The sequence below is a fragment of the Mesorhizobium sp. M0293 genome (genome assembly GCF_040321735.1).
In the GTDB taxonomy this organism is placed as follows: Bacteria; Pseudomonadota; Alphaproteobacteria; order Rhizobiales; family Rhizobiaceae; genus Mesorhizobium.
The window spans coordinates 137628-154096 of the sequence record NZ_JAMYSA010000001.1 but is presented as its reverse complement, the minus strand read 5'-3'; the positions used below and the strand labels follow the sequence as shown (position 1 = coordinate 154096).

Here is a 16469-nt window from a genome sequence, read left to right as displayed (position 1 = left end):
AACAAATGTGGCGCGTGTTCGCGTCCACGTCGGATTGCGGTCAAACCCCGCTGTGCCATTGGAGGCAAATAGCCTCAAAACCTTGGTAAAACGCTGGTTCCGATGGAATGTTCCATAACCTTGCTCGGACAATGCTGCGAACGGAAGCCGCAGCGCCGATCATCCAAGACCGGGGATCGCCCTCGTCTTGCCGCTTATATGCGCGCCCAGTGTCAGCGCCTGCGGGAAACTCCGGACAGCCGCGCCCATTGATGCAGCGCCACCGGGCCCAAGGGCCAATCGGGCGATGGCTGCGGCCGCGTGGACACGCGTCGAAAACAGGCCTCTCCAGGCCGCCTGGTAGCGTCTGCCGGCAGCTTCGCGGCCCGCCCGGCCGCTTGACGCGCCGGCGAGTTCGGCGGCCAGCAGCCAGCTGGACTGAAGTGCCATCGAGATGCCTTCGGCGATGATTGGATGAGACTCCCCGGCGGCATTACCGACGCGGAAGATATCCTTTTCATAGCAGGCGCGGATGCCCGGCCGGATCGGGCCGGCTGCAAGCCACGGACCGTCGAGGCGAGCCCCCTCAAGAGCATCGCTCACACCTCGGCAAGAGGCCATGAGATGGCGAAAGACCGCGTCGGCGGCCGACGGATGGCCATCCTGGCTAGGGTCATCAGGTTCGGAGCCAAGGGGCCTGCGCAGCCGCGCGAGCATGTCACGCCTTAGGCAGCATGAGATCGACAGCCGGCCATGATCGGCCAAGACCATGCCGCCATAGCCGCCGGGAAATATCAGCAGAGGCATCAGATCAGGCGCGAGTGACGACCCGGTGAAGTGCGCCTTGAAGCCGAGCAGGTCCGACGCGTGGTTGGCCTTTTCGAGCTGGCTTGGCAGCGGTCCCGGTTCCCAGGAACCATGCGCGGCGACGACTACCGGAGCCCGCAAGACTGTCGTTTCGTCCCCGGAATTCTCGTCTTTTGCCTGAATTCGCACCGCTTGCATGTCGCCATCCTGATCAATGGCGACAGCGCGGCAAGGCTGGAAGATTTCCGCGCCTGCCGATCGCGCCGCTTGCAGCAGCAGATGGTCCAGCATGTCCCGGCCCAACGCCCGGCCAAAGGCGTCTTCTACAGGAGGCCCATATTTTGCACCCGGCATCGGCGCCTCGATGCAAGTCGCGCCGGAAAAGAAGCCGACGCGGCGGATTTCGGGGCCGGCATTGGCGCGCCAGGCGTTGCCGACCTCCAGCCGGTCGAGAAGCGCTAGATTGCTTGCCGAGATGTATTCGCCACACACCTTGCGACGCGGGAACATTCTCTTTTCCACGACCGCCACGGTCCACCCGCGCCGGGCCAGCAGCAACGCCAGCGAAGTGCCTGCCGGGCCGGCCCCGATGACAATCGCATCGTGGGTGGATGGTCGTCTCATGATCATCTCGATCGCGCACTGGCATTGGCACCGGCGCCAACGAAGACGTGCGAGAAGGGACCCGCACGCCGCTCCTCAAGTGGCCTGCCGCCGGCCGCAAGCCAGAGGTCGGAAAGTTCTTTGCCACGAAAGCCAGCGCGCACGCTCTGAGCCGCGTCATGTCGCGTGACGTCGTTGGCGCCGATCGCCGGGAGGAGACGGGTCGCGGCCAGCGCGAACCTTGCCCTCAGCGGTTCCGTCGCCAGGAGCAGCGGGGCTTTCGACGCCAGCAGTGAAAACAGACGCACGAGTTCGGTGTCATCGAAATGATGCAGGAACAGATTGACGGTGATCGCGTCGAACCGCTCGCCCCCGGTCCCTTCCGCCCAGTCGAAGACGTCAGCGGTGATGACTTCGGTGCTCCATCCCAGCCTGTTGAATTCGGCGAGGATTCCGGTACTGGCAAGGCCGACGCGGTCGAGCAAGGTCAGCTCTACCTCGGGCCAGTGCCGTGCCAATCGCCTTCCGAGCTTGAGCATGAAGGTGCCGTCGCCGGCGCCGATCTCCAATATGCGGTGCGGCGGTCTTGGCAGGAATTTCCTGAGCAAAGACGCCATGATCGGCGCCTGAAACATCAACGCGTTGATCCATCGGAGGTCGCGGCGCGAGGCGAGCGCCCGCGGATCGTCGGCCGCAAGCCCGTCAAGGATTTCCGGGACGAGGCTGCGGTGACTGAGCGCGTTCATGACACGGTTCGAAAAAGCATGGTTTCGGCCGTTAGTCCGGGTCCGAACGACATACCGCAGCCGAGCAGTCCGGATGGAGCCTTCAGCATTTCTTCCATCACGAACATGACCGTCGCCGACGACATGTTGCCGTATCGGCGCAGCACCTCGCGCGATGGCGTGAGCGTGGCGGGCGCAAGTTTCAGCGCCCTCTCGACGGCATCGAGGACCGAGCGTCCGCCGGGGTGCACGGCCCAGAGGTCGATCGCGTCCGGTGGCCGGTCGCCGAGAAAGGCGTCCTGGTTGCTTCGCAACACGTCTTGGATCGCCGTCGGCACCTGGCCGGAGAGAACCATGTCGAAGCCGTGGTCGCGAATATCCCATCTCATCAGGTCGCGCCGCTCATCCGCGACCATGCAATGAAAGCTGTCGAGTTCAATGCCGGGCGGCTCGGCGGTGACAAGAGTTGCCGCGCAGCCATCGCCCCAGAGGCAGAAGGACAGCAGCTTTTCCAGTTCGGGGCTTTCCCTGAGATGCAAGGTGCAGAGTTCGATATTGACCAGCAAGACCCTGGCCCGTGGATCTGACCTGACGATATGGCGGGCAAGCTTGAGGCCGTTGATCGCTGCGTAGCAGCCCATGAACCCGATCATCGTGCGTTCGATGCCGTCCGGCAGGCCGCAGCGTTTGACCAGATCCAAGTCGATGCCGGGCGCGGAAAATCCGGTGCAGGTGGTGACGATGAGATGGGTGATGCGCGACGTCTCGTCGCCAAGATGCAGCCCGTCGACGGCCTTTTGCGCCAGCACTGGAGCGGCTTCGCCAAACATCGCCATTCTCGCGGCTGTTCCTGGAAACGCGCCGCGAGTGAAGGTTCCGCTGAGGTCGGCGGACGGCCCTTCGGGGTCGAGAGCAGGTGGAAAGCAGGAATAGCGGTTCTCGATGCCGGCGAGGCCGGCCATGCGTTCAAATATCCTGCGGTGATTGGCGGCGAGCATGGAGGCCGCGAACCGCAGATAGAACCGGTGAACCTCGTGTTCAGGTACCGCTGTCGCAATCCGGTTGATATAGGCGTTAGCGGGCATTTCCGTCTCCCAGGGCGCCGCGCGCTGCATGGCGCGGATGCCCGAGTGATCTTTGCTGAATGGCGCCAGCGTTAAGGCGCCTGGTTTGAGCGTTGCCTGTTCCATGAACGCTTCATGAAGCCAGTTTCGTCCCGGGCGGCCGCACTGCCAACGGACACCATATTGGTCCCGCAATCGGGAACCGCGCGCTTCCATGTCGGTGTCGCGGCTGGCGAACGCTACTGCGGCCGCGTATCGCCAGCGTCCGCCATCTCGTCCTTGAAGTTAACTTTCGTGCCCTGCTGCACCATGGCAGCGAGGTCTTCGGCATCCCAGTTGGTCAGGCGGATACAGCCATGCGAGAAGGTCTTGCCGATCTTGCCGGGTTCGGGCGTGCCGTGAATGCCGTAGCTTTCGACTGAGAGGTCGATCCAGACCGATCCCACGGGATTGTTGGGGCCCGCCGCGATGGTGAAGGGCCGCTTGGTCTTCACTCCCTTGAAGGCGAAGTCCGGATCGTAATGATAGGTGGGGTTGTGCACCACGCGTTTGACTTCCGCCGTGCCGCTCGGCGCCGGCTTTTCGTCGCTGCCGATCGAGGCGGGGTAGACTGCGAGCCATTTGCCGGAAGCATCGAGCACGCGCACCGAACGGTCGCCCTTGTCGATCTCGATACCGGCAACGGCGACAGGAGGATCGCCCCGGCCAACATCTGGGACCACCAACATCGTGCCGGGCTTCCTGAAGCCGATGCCCGGATTGAGTTCTCTGAGCAATTGTTCGCTGATATGGAAGCGCTCCGCCAGCTTCTCCACCGCGTTGTGATAGCCGAGCCGCCGCAGGTGGGCCATCTTCTCCATGCGAGCCGGAATACGCTTGGTGAAGGGTCCGCGTACATCCTTGGGCGTTACCTCATAGGGTACCAGGACCGGGCCGGCGGAATTTGCCACGAGCTTGTCCCAGGTCTCCCGGGTGAGCTTGCCGTCGGCCCGGAATCCGTTCGCGGTCTGAAAGGCGCTAACCGCCTTAGCGAAATTCTCTGACAGACGGCCGTCGATCAGGCCCGGCGAGAAACGGGCGCGATCCAGGAGAATCTGCGCCTTCAGGACTGTCGGATCGATGCCCTTTGGCTCGCCGGCAGCGAATTGGGCCTGATTGACAGTGATTGAGTCCAGCTTGGCCGCCTCCGTCCCTCCGCATGCGAGGACGAGCGCCGCCACGACGACAAGAAGGAGCCTGATCATCAATGTCACTCCCTGCACTGCAAACAGAAATCTGGACTGCAACAGAACTCTGCTTCTATGACGCGGCACGCCCTATCTGGTTCCCTTTGCTGACACATCCATGATCGCCGAAAGGGGCGACGCTTAAGGCGCCCGCGGGTGTTGGCAGCCTTCTCACGGCCAGCCAAGGACCTCGTGCGAAAGCACGGCAGGGATAGTCCCAAGGTGAGCAGAAGCCGGCTCGCTGGCCTTAAGTTGCGGACCCGGCCTGCATTACCGCGCGGCTATGGTGCGCGATGACGCTTTCCTCGTCTGTCGCAATCACACGCACTTCCACCTTGCTGTCCGGACGACTGACGATTTCGGCGTGGGCGTCATTGGCCGGCTCGTCGAGCGCCAGGCCGAGCCACGTCAATTTTTCGCAGATCTTCTTGCGGATGGACGATGACCGTTCGCCGATACCGGCGGTGAACACGAGGCATTCGAGACCATCCATGGTGTTTGCGAGCGCTGCTGCTTCCCTCGCGGCGCGGAAGGCGAAAACCTCGATCGCCTCGCGGGCGCGAGGGTCGCTGCTTGCCTCCAGCGTGCGCATGTCGCCCGAAATGCCGGACACCCCGAGCAGTCCGGATTTCTCGTAGAGCATCGTCTGCAGCTCGTCCGCCGCCATGCCTCTTTCCAGCAGGAAGTACAACAGCACGCCGGGATCGATGGCGCCGCAACGCGTGCCCATGACAAGTCCATCCAGTGCCGAAAAGCCCATCGTCGTATCGACGCTTTTGCCCTCGCGCAGAGCGCAAAGGCTTGCCCCGTTGCCGAGATGAGCGACGATTGTCCGTTTTGCCGCGAGCGCGGGCGATATCTCGCTCAGCCGCTCAGCAATATATTCGTAGGAGAGGCCATGAAATCCGTAGCGTCGCAGTCCCTCCCGTTCATATTTTTGCGGCAGGGCAAAGCGCCGCACGAGCGGATCGATCGTCTGGTGGAATGCGGTATCGAAACATCCGATCTGTGGCAGATCCGGTTGCAATGCAGCTATCGCGCGAACTGGCGCGAGACTGCGAGGCTGATGCAAAGGCGCGAGTGCGGTCAGCCTGTCCAGGGCCTCAATGGTAGTGGGCGTCAGTCGGACAGGTTTGCTGAACTCGTTTCCCCCATGCACGATACGGTGGCCGGTGCAGATCAGTTTTCTTCCACCAAGTTCGCGCTGCACCAAACTCAGTATTTCGCCGATACCCGCGCCATGCGGATCGTCCGCAGTGAACTGCCTATCACACTGCACTGTTCCATCGGCCGCTTTTGCTGTGAGTCTGGGCGTGTCGCCCAGATCCAGAGTGCCGCGCGAAACGAGCTGCTGGCCATTCGGCGAGCCAAGATCGTATAGCGCGAACTTGACGCTGGACGAGCCGGCATTCAACGCCAGGATCGACTGACTCATCGACCGGCCTTTGCCCCGTTCGCAGCCGGCCAACTCCATTTCCGGATCTCGGGCATGTCTTCGCCGTGCTCGCGGACATAGGCCTTGTGCTTGGCCAGTCGATCGTGAAGTTCGCCGGCGAGGCCTTCCGCCCTTTCGGCCAGGCCCGGCACGCGTGCGATCGCGGCAAGTGCGAGATGGTAGCGATCGAGTTCGTTGAGCACCACCATGTCGAACGGCGTCGTCGTGGTGCCCTCCTCACGAAAGCCGTGCACATGCATGTTGTCATGATTGGCACGACGGTAGGTCAAGCGATGGATGAGATAGGGATAGCCGTGATAGGCGAAGATCACCGGCCTTGTCTTCGTGAACAGCGCATCGAAAGCCTGGTCGGTGAGCCCATGCGGGTGTTCGGTGTTCGACTGCAATGTCATCAGGTCGACGACGTTGACGACGCGGATTTTCAGATCGGGGATTGCAGAGCGAAGAATGTCCGTCGCAGCCAGCGTTTCCAGCGTCGGAACGTCGCCGGCACAAGCCAGCACGACATCCGGCTCCTCGCCTTTTGAAACCGTGCCGGCCCATTCCCAGATGCCCGCGCCGGCCTTGCAGTGCGCCTCAGCGTCCTCGATAGACAGCCATTGCGGTGTCGGCTGCTTGCCGGCGGTGATGACGTTGATGCGGTTGTAGGTTCTCAGGCAATGGTCGGTGATCCACAGCAGCGTGTTGGCATCCGGCGGGAAATAGAGCCTGACCGTGTCGGCCTTCTTGTTGGCGACAAAGTCGGCAAAGCCCGGGTCCTGATGACTGAAGCCATTGTGATCCTGGCGCCAGACATGAGAGGTCAGCAGGTAATTGAGCGAGGCGATCGGCTTGCGCCAGGCAAGCTCGCCGGAGGTTTTCAACCATTTCGCATGCTGGTTGACCATAGAGTCGACGATGTGAATGAACGCCTCGTAGCATGAGAACAGACCGTGGCGGCCGGTAAGCAGATAGCCTTCCAGCCAACCCTGGCAGAGATGCTCGCTCAGCACTTCCATGACACGGCCGTCGCGGGAAAGATGGACGTCGTAGGGCTCGATACGTTCCATCCAGATCCGATCCGTGACCTCGAACACATCGTCTAGGCGATTGGAAGACGTCTCGTCCGGTCCCATCAGCCGGAAATTCCGCGCTTTGGCGTTAAGGCGAAAGACCTCGCGAAGATAGCCGCCACAAATCCGTGTCGCTTCGGCAATGACGCCTCCGGGCCGAGGCACTTCGAGCGCCAGGCTTTTCCAGTCCGGCAGCGCCAGGTCGCGCTTCAACAACCCGCCATTCGCATACGGAGTTGCGCCCATGCGCCTTGTTCCAGTTGGGGCAAGTGCCGCGAGTTCCGGCAGCAGATGTCCAGCTTTATCGAACAGTTTCTCCGGTTCGTAGCTTCGCATCCAGGTTTCGAGGATCTTGCGGTGCTCGTCATTGCCGCGGGCGTTCGATACCGGCACTTGGTGCGAGCGCCAGAAACCCTCGACTTTTTCGCCATCGACCTCTTTCGGTCCAGTCCAGCCCTTGGGGCTGCGCAGGACGATCATCGGCCAACGCGGACGTTCGCCACGCCATCCCGGACCTCGCGCCTGTTCCTGAATGGAACGGATCTGATCGAGCACCTTGTCGAGCGTTTTGGCCATCGCCTGGTGCATGGCAACCGGCTCATGGCCTTCGACAAAGAACGGTTCGTAGCCGTAGCCGGTGAAGAGGTTGCGCAACTCCTGGTCATCCATGCGGCCGAGGATCGTCGGGTTGGCGATCTTGTAGCCGTTGAGATGAAGGATTGGCAGCACCGCGCCGTCCAAGGCTGGGTTCAGGAATTTGTTGGAATGCCATGCCGCCGCGAGCGGACCGGTTTCGGCCTCGCCGTCGCCAACCACGCAGGCAACCACCAGATCCGGATTGTCGAACGCCGCGCCGAAAGCATGGACCAGGGCATATCCGAGTTCGCCGCCCTCATGAATGGAGCCGGGCGTTTCGGGCGCCACATGACTTGGCACCCCGCCTGGAAAGGAAAATTGCCGGAACAGTTTTCTCAGGCCGTCTTCGCCATGGCCGATATCTGGGTAGATCTCGCCATAGGTGCCCTCGAGCCAGGTATTGGCGACCATTGCCGGACCGCCATGCCCAGGACCGCAGACAAACAGCACATCGAGATCACGCTCGCGGATAATCCGGTTCAGATGCAGGTAGAGGAAATTGAGGCCCGGCGTCGTACCCCAATGGCCGAGCAGCCGCGGCTTGACGTGCTCGGCTTTCAAGGGTTCGCGCAGCAGCGGATTGTCGAGCAGATAGATCTGGCCAACCGAGATGTAATTCGCGGCGCTCCAGTAGCGGTTCATGAGATCGATCCGTTCGAGGCTGATCACCTGCGTCGTGGCGGCCTTGTCGTTCATCGCCCAGTCTCCAGCATCGGTTTCCCCCAGCATCGGCTCGCTGGAGATAACTGGAGCGACTTCGCGCCTGAGCAAGCCCAAATTGGCAATGGCGTTCGAAGCAATGTCCAGGCGCCGCTTGGGCAAACAGGAACCGTCAGCGTCTCGAACCGGGTCCATGGACTTGTCATGCAATACAGAAGGAACTTTGGGGCCCTCCAGCGGTTAGAGGCATGAACCGGGAGAGAGCCGCTGAAGGCAGAGGACGTGGCTCACCGGCTGGTGTCAAAGGATATCCTTGAACAATCGCGGACAAGCGGCCGCCAAGGGAGCTGAAAATGCTCGATCTTCCCAGTGCTCGCGACCGGATGGTCAATGTTCATATCGCCCGGCGTGGCATCCACAATCGCGAGATCCTGCAGGCCATGCGGGAAGTTCCGCGCGAGGCTTTCGTCGACCCCGGCTTCGAAGAATTCGCTTATGAAGACGGACCCCTGCCCATCGCTGATGGACAGACGATATCGCAACCCTACATCGTCGCGCTCATGATCGAGCTGGCGGATGTCAAGGCTGGTGACCACGTACTGGAGATTGGCACCGGCTCGGGCTATGCGGCGGCCGTAATGAGCCGGATCGTCGAACAGGTCTACACGATCGAGCGTCATCCCGGATTGGCCGAAACCGCGAAGCGTCGGTTTGAGAGACTTGGCTACGAGAACATCGAGGTCAGGACCGGTGACGGCACCAAGGGCTGGCCGGAGGCAGCGCCCTACGACGCCATCGTGGTGACGGCCAGCGGACCCGGCGCGCCGCTCGCCCTGCAGGAACAACTCGATGTCGGCGGCAGGCTTGTCATTCCGGTCGGTGACGATCTGGATTCGCAACGCCTGCTCAAGGTCACCCGAACGGGTGCTGCAACCTACAGCGAGGAGGATTTTGGCGGCGTGCGGTTCGTCCCTCTCATCGGCGAGCAAGGCTGGCCCGAGAGCGGCGAAATCGTCGAGGTCGGTCGTCCGCTCCGGCATCCGCATCCTGCCAGTGTGCCCGATATGATCGCAATGGCGGCCGAGCCGCTTCCGGATTTCGACGACCCCGCCTTCGGCGAATTGTTCGATAGGTTCGCCGACCGGCGCGTCGTTCTGCTTGGTGAAGCAAGCCATGGCACGTCGGAGTTCTACAAGGCACGCGCGGCGATCACCCGCAGGCTCGTCGAGAAGCACGGTTTCACGATCGTTGCGGTCGAAGCCGATTGGCCCGACGCCGCGGCTATCGACCGCTATGTTCGTCATCGCGAGCCACGAGCCGGTATCGGCGCGCCATTCCAGCGGTTCCCGACCTGGATGTGGCGCAACACCGATGTCTCGGCCTTCACCAGTTGGATGCGCGACCACAACGAGAAGCTCGAGCCATCCAGGCAAGCAGGGTTCTACGGCCTCGACATCTACAATATGAGCGGGTCCATAGCTGCGGTTCTCGAATATCTTGACCGGGTTGATCCTCAGGCAGCAAAGATCGCGCGCGAGCGCTATGGCTGCCTGACCCCATGGCAAAACGAACCGTCCACCTACGGCCGCGCGGCGCTGACCTCGGGCTACCGTGAATGCGAGCAGGCGGTTCTCGAGCAATGTCGAGACCTGCTCGCCAGGCAACTGGACTATGCCCGACGGGACGGCAGCGACTTTCTCGATGCCGCTCAGAACGCCCGGTTGATAGCCTCCGCCGAACGTTATTACCGGATCATGTACTATGGCGGCGCGGAATCCTGGAACCTGCGTGACACGCATATGTTCGAAACGCTGGAACATCTGCTGGACGCCAACGGACCGAATTCCAAGGCGGTTGTCTGGGCGCACAATTCGCATATCGGAGATGCCCGTTATACAGAAATGGGCGTTGTCCGGGACGAACTGAATATCGGCCAGCTTTGCCGGCAACGGTTCGGCGACAGGGCAGCCCTGATCGGTTTGGGCACGCATTCCGGCACCGTGGCCGCCGCCTCCGACTGGGACGGCGAGATGAAGGTGAAGCAGGTACGGCCCTCACACGCCGACAGCTACGAGCGGCTTTGCCATGACTGCCGCATTCCGCGTTTTCTGCTCGACCTGAAGCGCGACGAGATGCTGCGCGAGCGGCTCCTGGAACGCAGGCTGGAACGCTTCATCGGGGTGATCTACCGGCCGGAAACCGAACTTCGCAGCCACTATGCCGACGTTTCCCTACCCCAGCAATTCGACGCCTTCGTGTGGTTCGACAAAACCACAGCGGTAACTCCGCTTGGTCCGGAGCATGCAAGAGCTGGTGTTCCCGACACCTATCCGTTCGGACTTTAGCGGTCGGCGAGCGGCGAATGGCTGGGAACATTTCGGCCGGCCTTGGGTTTTGAAACCGAACCCCTCGAAGGAGTTGTCTCATGAGCACGAGCAGACATCCAAAGTGGAAAAAGCCGAGCGATGCCGACCTGGTGAACAATCCGGGCATCGGAACCTCCAAGGGCACGATCAAGGAAGGCGACGAACTCGACCTTGAAGGCGAGAACACGATCGAAGGTGACGTCGAGAACGACACGACGGCGGCCGGCGGAATCAATCCAAGGCAGAAAATGCGGACGAACAAGTAGCCCCCCGAATTGCACGAAAAAGGAGGCTGTCGATGGCCGGAAACAAAACCCACGAGCAAAGCCTTCGCGTAATCGAAAAACGCGAGAATACGAAGAATGCCGGCAAGGACTTCGACGCGAAGACGGAGCTTGGAAAGACCGACGCTGAGCGTGCAGCCTTGCGGCAGGACAACCTCAGACCCAAGCTGAGGGATATTGCCGACCCCGATGATCGGAACATCATCCGCGGAGAGAACCAGGAAAGCTCTCACAACAAGCGTCGGCGAGGTCGTTGAGGTCGGCCCCGTGCGCCGATATCCGCGTAGCAACTGTCTTCCGAAGGAGCAACTCATGCCACTCACGCTCAGCAGTTCCGCCTTTGCCGAAGGCGCAAAAATCCCCGAAAGATATGCGCGGGACGGCAAGAACGTGTCTCCGCCGCTGAAGTGGTCGGGGGCACCTGATGATACAAGGAGCTTCGTTCTGGTCGTTCAGGATCCGGATGCGCCGAGCGGAACGTTTGGCCATTGGGCGGTGTTCAACATGTCCCCGGACACCCAGGAACTTCCCGAGGCGGCAAGCGGCAAGCCGGGTCCGCAGGCCCTCAGGCAGGCGACGAACGATTTTGGCAACGCCTATTATGACGGCCCTCAACCACCGGTCGGTCACGGCGTCCATCACTATCATTTCCGGCTGGCCGCGCTCGACACGCCAAACCTTGCTATTCCGGCAAGCGCCGGCATCCAGCGTATCTGGCAGGAAGCGCAAAAACATCTGCTCGAGCAGGCAGAACTCGTCGGAACATACGAACGGATTTGATGAGTTGCATCCAGCCGGTGGTTGGTTGTCGCGGCCGGCGGGCCATTGTTGCCGGTTATATTGATGCCCTATGTCGTGTTAACACGCCTCCGCCCTGCCCCCACCGAACGCAGGGAACGTGATCGCGCTGCCGACCCGCCGTATCGCCAGGACAGGCGCTGATCCGGAAATGGGGCGGTCGGGAATCGCATAGCCGCGGGCGCCACGATCCCCAACTCTCGGTCAGTGCATGATCCTTTGCCTCAACCACGCGAGAAACCTGTTCCCGCCAATCGTTGCGCGAACCCGGGCGGCGGCCCACCGTGCTTTCATGGTAGCGCCTACGTGACAATCGCAGACGATGTCGTGAAGTTGCCAGTCATTCAGTTCGAAGAAGCGCTTGGCCTCGCCATAGGTGTCATCCCTTAGGCCCGATGCGCGCAGCACCGCGTCCTCGAAGGCAACAGCAATCGCCGACCCCTCGCCACGCACCGTGGCTCGTGCTTCCGGATGCAAATGCTCGGTGCCGGAAAACGCTGCGAGGCATCGCTCGGGATTCTGCTCGAGAAGTTCCGCCCAACGCTCGATGCGCTGGTTTCGTGTCATTGCCGAATATTCAGCCGAGGATCCAATAACGGCGACGGCCTGCAGTTGGTCGAGTGTCTGGTATTTCATGGTCGGCTCCTGTTTCAAAGGAAGATGCGCCCACGCCTTCAAAGGAATTATCGCGCGGCGATGCTCCGACAAGAGCGGAAGCCCGACAGAATTCGTCACCGCCAAGTTCAACCGGCTGGATCGTAAACACGCCGGCCGCGTTCATGGAAAAGAGGGGTTATCACCAGCCACGGATCCAGAATCAGGTTCTGCCAATGCTCGTCCAGCCGATCGACTATTTTCTTGTTGCCTGGTTCGCTCTTGCCGCTGCCTCGACGCTCTATGTCGGCATAGATCAGTACCGCAACAATCCCGAACCGGTTGTGATGAAATGGGGGTTCATTCTCGTAACCCTCTACATGGGCCCACTCGGCCTGCTGCTGTATGTGCTGGCCGACAAGGAGCCGCGACTAGGCGAGCACGAGGACTTCACCAGGCCGCTGTGGAAGCAAGGCGTCGGCTCGACCATCCACTGCGTTGCCGGAGATGCTACAGGCATCATCCTCGCCGCCGTCGTCACGGCGACGCTCGGTCTTCCTATGTGGCTCGACCTCATTGTCGAATATGTTTCCGGCTTCGCCTTCGGTCTGTTCATCTTTCAGTCGCTGTTCATGAAGTCGATGATGGGCGGCACCTATTGGCGGAACGTGCGCAAAAGCTTCCTGCCCGAGTTCATCTCGATGAACTTCATGATGGCAGGTATGGCGCCTGTCATGAGCTTCCTGATGATGGGGCGCGACATGCGCGCGATGGAGCCGACGGAACTTCTGTTCTGGGGCGTGATGTCGATCGGTGTCATCGCCGGCTTCACACTCGCCTATCCCGCCAATGTCTGGCTGGTGGCACGCGGATTGAAACATGGGCTGATGACGCTGCGCCCCCGGACGGCCAACGCGAACAGTCGGCAGCCGCCTGCTCACCGACAGCATGCAACGCGAATGCATCATACCGATGCCAGCCAGGAACAGAGGCGCGGCAGCACCGCCCACAAGGCAGAAGGCAGCGTTGGCCATCAGATGCAAACGGACGCCACGACGCCGCAGGTCTCGGCACTCGGCATCGTATCCGTGATTGCGCTGGCGATCGGCATGGCCGCGCCGGCGAACTGGCTGAACCTGACGCTGTCGGCCCGTGATGTCGGCGGGGTGATCATGCCGCAAGGCATGATCATGGGCCGCGATACGCCGGCGGAAGCCATGCGCGATATGGCGGCAGCCGATCCGCGCCGGGTGACGGCTTCCTATGATCTGTCCGCCAAGGGCGACCAGGAATTGCCGTTCCGCCTGGAGAACGGCGTCAAGGTGTTCGAACTCAGACCGTCGGTGATCCGCTGGCACATATTGCCCAACGTGGCGGTCGATGCCTATGCCTATAACGGCCAGATTCCCGGGCCGCGCATCCACATCCGCCAAGGCGACAAGGTTCGCATCAATGTCACCAACGACCTGCCGGAGGAAACGACGGTGCATTGGCACGGCATGATCCTGCCAAACCAGATGGACGGACCCGCCGAGATTACCCAAGCGCCGATCGAGCCCGGACAATCCTACTCCTATGAGTTCACCGCTACCCAACACGGGACCTATTTCTATCATCCGCACGCCAAGCCCGACCGCACCCAGGCGCTCGGCCTCTACGGCGCGCTGATCATCGACCCCGTCGATCCCGCCGACGAGGTCCAGGCCGACCACGACTATCTGATCGAGCTTCAGGAATGGCTGGTGCGCGGCGGCCTGACCTATCCGTCGATGCCGATGGAAGGCGGCATGCCGAACTTCTTCACCATCAACGGCAAAGCGTATCCTTCAACCGATACGATCCATATGAAGCTCGGCGAGACGCTGAAGGTGCGTTTCATCGGCACCAACAATGGCTTTATCCATCCGATGCATATCCATGGCGGCCCCTTCGAGGTCGTCGCCCGTGACGGCGAGACACTTTCCCCGTCGGCGCGCTTCCTGGCCGATACGATCAATGTTGGGCCGGGGCAGCGCTATGACGTCGTCTGGAAGGCACAGCGGCCCGGCAAGTGGCTGATCCACTGCCACATTCCGCATCACACGACGAACAACAATGTCGAGGAAAAGGGCGGCGGCGGGTTGATGGTCATCATTGATGTCAGCTAACCGACACGAGACCATGGCCGAACAAGTGCGCTCGCGTCCTACTTCTTGATAATGTTCCCGTCGCGCAGGTCGAATGCTTCGGTGCCGCGAGCCTGGCGGTAGAAATCGTCCTGCAATTCACCCCATTCGCCGAGGAAGGCACCGCACTTGCTGCAATGGATTGGCGTCGACTCCTTGGCGTTGTCGGGAATGTCCATCTGGATCGTCCCGCAAGCCTTGCAATCGAGTTTGTCGTCCAGTCGGCGTCCCATTTCCCAATGATCGCGCATTTTCACACAGGAGCCAATTGTCGTTTTCGTACGAAGCGGCGCCGGCCAGCCGATAAGGGCAACAGCTGAAATTGCCCCAACACGGCCGACCCACGGAACCATCGCCCGGTATAACGGTTGTGTCTGCATCGTCCTGGGAGACATGCAAGGAACGATTATGCGAATGTTGACGATAGTTGCCGCGCTTTCCGGTGCGGTCATCACGCAACCTCTCTACGGGCAAACCATCGATCCGCAGGCCCCACAGATAACACCGCTGGAGCCCCTGCCGGACCAGATACCGCCCCAGCAAGGGGCTCCTGACGAGAATTTCACCAACGTCGCCATCGTTGCCGTCGAGGATCTACCTGCGGAAATCAAGGCACAGGCGGAAGCCATGATTACCCAGACCAGTGCGCAAGATCTGCTGCGTCTGCAGAATTCCATCGATGCATCGCCTCAGGCAACATTGGCGCTGAGGGCGAACGGGCTCAACTCGTCACAGGTCGTGGCCGCCAACATCGATGGCGATGGCACGCTGACGCTGATCATCCAAACGACAACTTGATCGGCCACCCGAACCATACGGCTACGCCGTAAGCAACGAAACGCAGATGTCGCGGAGAGCCGCCATGGCCGAAGCCGCTGTTCGCAACTTCACCATCAATTTCGGACCGCAGCATCCGTCGGCTCACGGGGTCCTGCGGTTGGTACTGGAACTGGATGGCGAGATCGTCGACCGTGCCGATCCGCATATCGGCCTACTCCATCGCGGCACGGAAAAGCTCATAGAATACAAGAACTATCTGCAGGCCCTGCCCTATTTCGACCGGCTAGACTACGTCGCACCGATGAATCAGGAGCATGCCTTCTGCCTCGCCGCCGAGAAATTGCTCGAAATATCGGTGCCAAGGCGTGGGCAACTCATCCGCGTCCTGTTTTGCGAAATCGGCCGGCTTCTGTCGCATCTCCTCAACGTCACGACCCAGGCGATGGACATCGGCGCACTGACCCCGCCGCTCTGGGGTTTCGCCGAGCGTGAGAAGTTGATGGTCTTCTACGAGCGCGCCTCGGGCGCCCGCATGCATGCGAATTATTTCAGGATCGGCGGCGTGCACCAGGACCTGCCTTCCAAGCTTCTCGACGACATCTGGGATTTCTGCGATCCGTTCCTCAAGGTCTGCGACAATCTCGATGCCCTGCTCACCAACAGCCGCATTTTCAAGCAACGCAATGTCGATGTTGGCGCGATTGGGCTCGATGACGCCTGGGCCTGGGGCTTTTCCGGCGTGATGGTGCGTGGATCGGGAGCGCCATGGGACCTGCGCAAGGCGCAGCCATACGAATGTTATCCCGAGATGGATTTCGACATACCGGTCGGCAAGAATGGAGACTGTTACGATCGGTACCTGGTTCGCATGGAGGAAATGCGCCAGTCAGTCCGGATCATGAAGCAATGCCTGGAAAAATTGCGCTCGCCGGAAGGCCAGGGGCCGGTGGCGATCCCGAACCAGAAGATCACGCCACCGCCGCGTGCCAGGATGAAACGCTCGATGGAGGCGACCATCCAGCATTTCAAACTTTACACGGAAGGGCATCGTGTGCCGGCCGGCGAGGTTTATGCGGCGGTCGAGGCTCCGAAGGGCGAGTTCGGCGTCTATCTGGTTTCGAACGGAAGCAACGTTCCCTATCGATGCAAGATACGCGCGCCTTCCTTTGCCCATCTGCAGGCGATGGATTTCCTGTCCCGAGGGCACATGATCGCCGATGTCGCCGCAATCATCGGCTCACTTGATATCGTGTTCGGCGAGATCGACCGCTGAC

The 16469-nt window shown here is 61.2% G+C and carries 15 protein-coding genes; 7 read left to right on the top strand and 8 right to left on the bottom strand.

Annotated features, from left to right (window positions below; genetic code table 11):
- Positions 1–159: 159 nt before the first annotated feature.
- The 6 genes from NKJ06_RS00785 to NKJ06_RS00760 form a co-directional block, all read right to left on the bottom strand.
- Positions 160–1410 (bottom strand): NAD(P)/FAD-dependent oxidoreductase, encoded by a 1251-nt coding sequence (locus tag NKJ06_RS00785; protein WP_352808566.1) that lies wholly within the window; start codon positions 1408–1410, stop codon positions 160–162.
- A gap of 2 nt (positions 1411–1412) precedes the next feature.
- Positions 1413–2135 carry a methyltransferase domain-containing protein gene (locus NKJ06_RS00780; RefSeq protein ID WP_352808564.1) on the bottom strand — a complete coding sequence of 241 codons (723 nt, stop codon included), beginning with the start codon at positions 2133–2135 and terminating at the stop codon, positions 1413–1415.
- On the bottom strand, positions 2132–3304 hold the full coding sequence (locus NKJ06_RS00775; RefSeq protein WP_352808562.1) for a type III polyketide synthase: 1173 nt from the start codon (positions 3302–3304) through the stop codon (positions 2132–2134). Before NKJ06_RS00775 ends, NKJ06_RS00780 begins: the two co-directional genes overlap by 4 nt.
- Positions 3305–3417: 113 nt before the next feature.
- Positions 3418–4422: a L,D-transpeptidase family protein gene (locus NKJ06_RS00770; RefSeq protein WP_352808560.1), complete on the bottom strand. Its 1005-nt coding sequence runs from the start codon at positions 4420–4422 to the stop codon at positions 3418–3420.
- 229 nt (positions 4423–4651) lie between these two features.
- A complete protein-coding gene (locus NKJ06_RS00765) occupies positions 4652–5839 on the bottom strand; it encodes an acetate/propionate family kinase (protein ID WP_352808558.1) in 1188 nt (395 codons plus the stop codon).
- On the bottom strand, positions 5836–8244 hold the full coding sequence (locus NKJ06_RS00760) for a phosphoketolase family protein (protein ID WP_352808556.1): 2409 nt from the start codon (positions 8242–8244) through the stop codon (positions 5836–5838). Before NKJ06_RS00760 ends, NKJ06_RS00765 begins: the two co-directional genes overlap by 4 nt.
- A gap of 317 nt (positions 8245–8561) precedes the next feature.
- On the opposite strand from NKJ06_RS00760, the gene NKJ06_RS00755 reads away from it, so the two are divergent.
- From NKJ06_RS00755 to NKJ06_RS00740, 4 genes are all read left to right on the top strand, one after another.
- A complete protein-coding gene (locus NKJ06_RS00755; RefSeq protein WP_352808555.1) occupies positions 8562–10553 on the top strand; it encodes a protein-L-isoaspartate(D-aspartate) O-methyltransferase in 1992 nt (663 codons plus the stop codon).
- Between the two features lie 80 nt (positions 10554–10633).
- Positions 10634–10840, top strand: a complete 207-nt coding sequence (locus tag NKJ06_RS00750; protein ID WP_352627181.1) for a hypothetical protein — start codon at positions 10634–10636, stop codon at positions 10838–10840.
- 32 nt (positions 10841–10872) lie between these two features.
- Entirely contained in the window at positions 10873–11115 is a 243-nt protein-coding gene (locus NKJ06_RS00745; RefSeq protein ID WP_352808552.1) for a hypothetical protein, read from the top strand.
- Positions 11116–11170: 55 nt separating this feature from the next.
- A complete protein-coding gene (locus NKJ06_RS00740; protein ID WP_352627178.1) occupies positions 11171–11638 on the top strand; it encodes a YbhB/YbcL family Raf kinase inhibitor-like protein in 468 nt (155 codons plus the stop codon).
- Between the two features lie 222 nt (positions 11639–11860).
- Here NKJ06_RS00740 and NKJ06_RS00735 read toward each other — a convergent pair whose 3' ends face one another.
- Complete coding sequence (locus NKJ06_RS00735) at positions 11861–12292, bottom strand: hypothetical protein (protein ID WP_352627176.1); 432 nt, start codon at positions 12290–12292, stop codon at positions 11861–11863.
- Positions 12293–12486: 194 nt separating this feature from the next.
- Between NKJ06_RS00735 and NKJ06_RS00730 the strand changes: the two genes are divergently transcribed.
- Positions 12487–14397 carry a multicopper oxidase domain-containing protein gene (locus NKJ06_RS00730; protein ID WP_352627174.1) on the top strand — a complete coding sequence of 637 codons (1911 nt, stop codon included), beginning with the start codon at positions 12487–12489 and terminating at the stop codon, positions 14395–14397.
- Positions 14398–14435: 38 nt separating this feature from the next.
- Here NKJ06_RS00730 and NKJ06_RS00725 read toward each other — a convergent pair whose 3' ends face one another.
- Entirely contained in the window at positions 14436–14795 is a 360-nt protein-coding gene (locus NKJ06_RS00725) for a hypothetical protein (protein WP_352808549.1), read from the bottom strand.
- A gap of 13 nt (positions 14796–14808) precedes the next feature.
- Between NKJ06_RS00725 and NKJ06_RS00720 the strand changes: the two genes are divergently transcribed.
- On the top strand, positions 14809–15213 hold the full coding sequence (locus NKJ06_RS00720) for a hypothetical protein (RefSeq protein WP_352808547.1): 405 nt from the start codon (positions 14809–14811) through the stop codon (positions 15211–15213).
- A 64-nt stretch (positions 15214–15277) separates the two neighbouring features.
- Complete coding sequence (locus NKJ06_RS00715; RefSeq protein WP_352627168.1) at positions 15278–16468, top strand: NADH-quinone oxidoreductase subunit D; 1191 nt, start codon at positions 15278–15280, stop codon at positions 16466–16468.
- The last annotated feature ends 1 nt before the right edge of the window (position 16469 follow it).

What these genes read in the sequence shown, in the direction of transcription:
- NKJ06_RS00785 (WP_352808566.1), bottom strand. Translation starts at nt 1,410, where the DNA reads ATGAGACGACCATCCACCCACGATGCGATTGTCATCGGGGCCGGCCCG.
- NKJ06_RS00750 (WP_352627181.1), top strand. Translation starts at nt 10,634, where the DNA reads ATGAGCACGAGCAGACATCCAAAGTGGAAAAAGCCGAGCGATGCCGAC.
- NKJ06_RS00735 (WP_352627176.1), bottom strand. Translation starts at nt 12,292, where the DNA reads ATGAAATACCAGACACTCGACCAACTGCAGGCCGTCGCCGTTATTGGA.
- NKJ06_RS00715 (WP_352627168.1), top strand. Translation starts at nt 15,278, where the DNA reads ATGGCCGAAGCCGCTGTTCGCAACTTCACCATCAATTTCGGACCGCAG.
- NKJ06_RS00775 (WP_352808562.1), bottom strand. Translation starts at nt 3,304, where the DNA reads ATGGAACAGGCAACGCTCAAACCAGGCGCCTTAACGCTGGCGCCATTC.
- NKJ06_RS00780 (WP_352808564.1), bottom strand. Translation starts at nt 2,135, where the DNA reads ATGAACGCGCTCAGTCACCGCAGCCTCGTCCCGGAAATCCTTGACGGG.
- NKJ06_RS00740 (WP_352627178.1), top strand. Translation starts at nt 11,171, where the DNA reads ATGCCACTCACGCTCAGCAGTTCCGCCTTTGCCGAAGGCGCAAAAATC.
- NKJ06_RS00720 (WP_352808547.1), top strand. Translation starts at nt 14,809, where the DNA reads ATGCAAGGAACGATTATGCGAATGTTGACGATAGTTGCCGCGCTTTCC.
- NKJ06_RS00770 (WP_352808560.1), bottom strand. Translation starts at nt 4,422, where the DNA reads ATGATCAGGCTCCTTCTTGTCGTCGTGGCGGCGCTCGTCCTCGCATGC.
- NKJ06_RS00730 (WP_352627174.1), top strand. Translation starts at nt 12,487, where the DNA reads ATGCTCGTCCAGCCGATCGACTATTTTCTTGTTGCCTGGTTCGCTCTT.
- NKJ06_RS00745 (WP_352808552.1), top strand. Translation starts at nt 10,873, where the DNA reads ATGGCCGGAAACAAAACCCACGAGCAAAGCCTTCGCGTAATCGAAAAA.
- NKJ06_RS00725 (WP_352808549.1), bottom strand. Translation starts at nt 14,795, where the DNA reads ATGCAGACACAACCGTTATACCGGGCGATGGTTCCGTGGGTCGGCCGT.
- NKJ06_RS00760 (WP_352808556.1), bottom strand. Translation starts at nt 8,244, where the DNA reads ATGAACGACAAGGCCGCCACGACGCAGGTGATCAGCCTCGAACGGATC.
- NKJ06_RS00755 (WP_352808555.1), top strand. Translation starts at nt 8,562, where the DNA reads ATGCTCGATCTTCCCAGTGCTCGCGACCGGATGGTCAATGTTCATATC.
- NKJ06_RS00765 (WP_352808558.1), bottom strand. Translation starts at nt 5,839, where the DNA reads ATGAGTCAGTCGATCCTGGCGTTGAATGCCGGCTCGTCCAGCGTCAAG.